This is a genomic window from Streptomyces rhizoryzae, from assembly GCF_023155275.1.
Classification (GTDB): domain Bacteria; phylum Actinomycetota; class Actinomycetes; order Streptomycetales; family Streptomycetaceae; genus Streptomyces; species Streptomyces rhizoryzae.
The window spans coordinates 1-3,805 of sequence record NZ_JALMUV010000104.1 but is presented as its reverse complement, the minus strand read 5'-3'; the positions used below and the strand labels follow the sequence as shown (position 1 = coordinate 3,805).

At 72.9% G+C, this 3,805-nt stretch carries 3 protein-coding genes; 1 reads left to right on the top strand and 2 read right to left on the bottom strand.

All coding sequences use genetic code 11. The features are described 5' to 3' along the window. A partial coding sequence (locus tag MUU72_RS34995; protein ID WP_248017497.1) for an RNA polymerase sigma factor occupies positions 1–1,169 on the bottom strand: 1,169 nt, incomplete at its 3' end. Between the two features lie 781 nt (positions 1,170–1,950). On the opposite strand from MUU72_RS34995, the gene MUU72_RS34990 reads away from it, so the two are divergent. Next, entirely contained in the window at positions 1,951–2,934 is a 984-nt protein-coding gene (locus MUU72_RS34990; RefSeq protein WP_248017496.1) for a C1 family peptidase, read from the top strand. Between the two features lie 67 nt (positions 2,935–3,001). Here MUU72_RS34990 and MUU72_RS34985 read toward each other — a convergent pair whose 3' ends face one another. Continuing rightward, a complete protein-coding gene (locus MUU72_RS34985) occupies positions 3,002–3,754 on the bottom strand; it encodes a PIG-L deacetylase family protein (RefSeq protein ID WP_248017495.1) in 753 nt (250 codons plus the stop codon). Positions 3,755–3,805: the final 51 nt, after the last annotated feature.

The window sequence follows — 3,805 nt, the reverse complement described above, 5'->3', positions numbered from 1 at the left end:
GGGTGGGCCGGCGACGGTTCGGCGGTCGATGTCCGGCCGGGGAAGGTCGTGGGCGGGTGGGACGGGGGAAGGGTGCGGGGTGGCGGGCTGGGTATCGGCGCCGCCTTCACCAGCACCGGCCGGGGGGCGACCGAGGAGTCGGTGCTCTGGATGCTGTCCGGCGAGCCGAGCATGACGGAGACCGCCGTGGCCGCCGCCGTCGCGGCGGCGCCGCCGGCGAGTACGTGCGCACGTCGGGGCCGCAACCGCGGGCGGCGGTGGCCGCCGAGCGGCCTGCGGCCCAGCCCGTGTGGCCGGGGCGCCGCGTGCCGCGCCGTCGTCAGGGGCGCGGGAGGGGCAGCGGCCACGCTCGAACCGGCCAGCCCGGTCGCGGCGGCGTGGCCCGCTCGGGCCGCGTGGCAGGCCAGCGAGGCGGCCGGCGGGACCAGGGCGATGCCGGCGAGGAGGCTTTGCGCCGGTATCAGGCCGTTGCCCCGGCCCGAGCAGTCCCGGCAGTCGCGGACGTGGCGGGAGATGCGCTTGCGCCACAGCGCGGAGGGCATACCGTCCCAGCGCGCCACGACCGGCTTCAGCCGCGGGCAACGGGACGTCGCCGACAGCGCGCGCACCACCAGCCGGGAGGCTTCCAGCTGCGCCTTCATCCGCTGCACCCGGACCGCGACGTACGACGACGGCAGTTTGAGGGCGGCGGCCATCTCGGGCCGGGTCAGTTCGCCCGCGGCCTCCAGCCACCACAGCGCCAGCAGCGCACGGTCGTCCTCGTCCAGCCAGCGGGTCGCCTCGGCCACCTCGCGGCGCTGGCCCGAGAGCCCCAGCCGGATGATGGTCAGATCGACGAAGTCCGCGCCGGGGTCGGCCACTTCGGTCACCGCGTCGATCCCGGTCACGGAAGCGGACGCCTGTTTGCTGCGCCAGTGCCGGCGTATCTCGTTCATGGTCACGGCCACCAGCCAGGCGCCGAACCTATGGGGTTTGCGCAGGCCGGCCAGCCCGTCGAGCGCGCGGAGCATGGTTTCCTGCACCACGTCGTCGACATCGGCGTGACCGTGCAGTGCGCGTCCGACGATGTTGTAGACCAGCGGAAGATAGCGGGCGACCAGCTCGTCCTGCGCACACCGGTCCCCCGCCTGCGCGGTCGTGATGACCGCGGCCTCATGTTCCGGGCTCATGTCCCTCCTCGCTCCCCGTAGCTGACGTGACGGCATGCCTTCGATACCTGGGAGACCCTGCCAGCGCGGGCCGGATATCAGAAACCGGAGAAATTTTTTCCGAGCGCCGCCAGGCCCCTCGGAGCGTTCCGTCATTCCGCCTTGGTAGCGCCACATTGATGCCGTTGTGAAGACATTTAGGTCATCGGGCGGGTTGCCGCGCGCGGCCGGCAAAGACGTGGACTGCCAATGGCATGGCCGGTGCGGCGAGTTCGCCGGCGGCATCCGCGCCCGTGCAAGCACCGCGTGGCGGGCCGTGGCACGGGCTGCCCTGCCCGGGCGCGCGGCAGCTGACCCATGCCGCTATGCCTCGGTTCATCGCGATTTCCCATGGCGCGCAAGAGGCGGGAAAGGGGGCGTGAGGCGGTCGAGCCGTATGCCGCGCCGGGTCCGATATGCCCGCCGGTTCGGCGGCGAATTTGTGATCACGGACACGTGGGACTTGCTTCGTTGCGCATGGTTCGGCTAGCTTCCGTGGCTCATTGGACATGCCTTCGAAAGCGTCCAGAAAACGAGTGCTGCGGTAGCGGTCAATTCTTCGACCCGCGCCAGAGATTTCCCGCAGTCGACCACAGCCCAGGAATACCCTTTCCGGTCCGCGGACGGGCAACGCGCCCGCGCGGTACGGGCTTTGCCGCACGCCCCCCGGCGCCAGGACGCCTGTCCCGGCCGGCTCACCCGGTGTCCCGGGGGAGCGGCGGCAGCCATCTGTCAGGCACCTGACAAATAGCAAAGGACATCCATGACTCGCGCATCCCACAAGTGGAAGGCCATCAGCGGCAGGACTCGCGCCGCCCTCGCACTCGGCACCGCAGGCGTGGTCGCGGCCGTGACCGTCGGGGTTTCCACGGCGAGCCCCGCCGTGCCCGGTCACGGCCGGGCACCCGGCCGGGCGTCACAGACCACCGGCGGAACGAAGCGCCCGTTCGGACTCGGCGCCGTCCCGTCCACGTCGGCGTGGCGCCGGACCGTGCTGCGCAAGTCGGTTCGGCCGAGGCTGGCGGCCACCGCCCTCCGCCCGGCGTCCGTCGCTGCCGCGCCGGACCCGGCGGGTCCCCGGAGCCTTCCGGCCGGCGTCGACCTGACGCCGTACGCGGCCACGCCCGGCAACCAGGGCCGGGTCGGCGCCTGCGTCGCGTGGGCCATCGACCACTCCGCCTACAGCATCCTGGAGCACGAGCAGGGGATCAAAGGCGGGCCCCAGGCGCCCATGTACACCTACGCCCAGATCGTCAAGGGACGGAACACCGGCACCTCGGCGGAGCAGCACTTCAAGATAGCCACCTCGCAAGGCGTGGACTCCAGGTCCGACTACTCCCAGGGCGACTTCGACTACACCACCCAGCCGACCGCCCACGAGAGGGCCAACGCGGCGAAGTGGAAGCTGTCCGGCTACACCCCGCTGCACACCGGCGGCCAGATCAAGAATGACGTGAAGGCCGCTCTGGCCCAGGGCGAGCCGGTCGTCATCGCGATTCCGGTGTACAACAGCTTCTTCCGGCTCACCCGGCAGCAGGCCGCCTCGTACACCTACCGTCCCGCCGCCGGCGAGCAGCTCGCGGGCGGACACGCGATGACCATCGTCGCCTACAACAGCAAGGGCGTGCGGGTCGAGAACTCCTGGGGCACCGGCTGGGGCGACCGCGGATTCATCAACCTCTCCTGGAGCTACCTCGCCGACCAGGCCCGGGAAGCCAATGCCGTCGGCAAGCTCGTCAAGCGGTGATCCGGCGGGCCGGCGCCGCGCAGCCGATGCCGCGGACGCGCCCCTGGCGGGCGCGAGCAGGCTGACGCTAGTGCGCGAACAGCTCGAACAGCACCGCCGGGCGGCCGTGGTGTTCGGTGGCCGTGGTGAGGGTGCGGTTGAGGGTGGTGCGGGCGTGGGTGTGGGGGTCTTCGGTGGGGGCGAGGGCGCGGAGGTAGGTGGTGTGGGCGGCCAGGGAAGCGACGGCGCGGGGGATGCCGGTGTCCACCTCGGCGGCATGGGTGGGGCGCGGGGAGCCGGCGACGGCGGTCCAGCGGACGCCGGACCAGGGGGCGAGGCCCTCGGAGGCGAGTTCCGGGAAGATCCAGCGGTTGCCGGCGTCGGCGGCGGAGTCCAGGACGGCGCGGCCGACGATGCGGTGGTCGGGGGTGTTCCAGTGGGTGCCGGCCCAGGTGTCGCGGTGGTTGAGGGTGATCAGCAGCTCGGGGCGGTGCCGGCGGACCGCGGCGGCCAGGTCGCGGCGGAGGGCCGGGGAGGGCTCGATGACGCCGTCCCGGTGGCCGTCGAGGAATTCGACGGTGCGGACGCCGACGTGCGCGGCGGCGGCCCGCTGCTCGGCCTCGCGGACCACGGCGCAGTCGCCCGGCGGCAGGCCGTCGATACCGGCCTCGCCGCGGGTGACCAGGAGGTAGCGGATATCGCGTCCGGCGTCGGTCCACTCGGCGATCGCGGCCGCCGCGCCGTACTCCAGGTCGTCGGGGTGGGCCACGACGGCCAGCGCCCGCTGCCAGTCGTCGGGCAGTGGGGGGAGGGGGCCGGGGGAGGGGTTTCCGGTGGGCATCGGGGTCCCTTTCGGTGGGCGCGGTGGCCGCGGTGGGCGCGGTGGGGACGG

Excerpts from the sequence above, each read along its gene's own strand:
- MUU72_RS34990 (WP_248017496.1), top strand. The coding sequence starts at position 1,951 with ATGACTCGCGCATCCCACAAGTGGAAGGCCATCAGCGGCAGGACTCGC.
- MUU72_RS34985 (WP_248017495.1), bottom strand. The coding sequence starts at position 3,754 with ATGCCCACCGGAAACCCCTCCCCCGGCCCCCTCCCCCCACTGCCCGAC.